Genomic DNA, 223 nt, shown 5'->3' on the forward strand with positions numbered 1-223 from the left:
CACCGACCCACTCAACTCCCGAAACGAGGAAACCGTGAGTCACGGACAAGTCTGGCGCACCCACCGCCAGTACGCAGCAACCGCCGCCCGCTGGTCCGCCGAGCGGTGGCGCAGGGAAGCCGAACGCCGCCGCGCGATGCGGGCCGACCGCAAGCCGCTGGTGCGTGACGCCCGCCGCGCGCTGGCCACCGCACGCGCCATCGACCCCGAGGGCATCACCTCC

At 73.1% G+C, this 223-nt stretch carries 1 pseudogene; it reads left to right on the top strand.

Features of this window, described 5'->3' with window-relative positions:
* Positions 1-34 precede the first annotated feature (34 nt).
* A pseudogene (locus STRTUCAR8_RS11190) lies at positions 35-223 on the top strand (MarR family transcriptional regulator); the annotation flags it as partial.

Source organism: Streptomyces turgidiscabies Car8, from assembly GCF_000331005.1.
GTDB classification, from domain to species: domain Bacteria; phylum Actinomycetota; class Actinomycetes; order Streptomycetales; family Streptomycetaceae; genus Streptomyces; species Streptomyces turgidiscabies.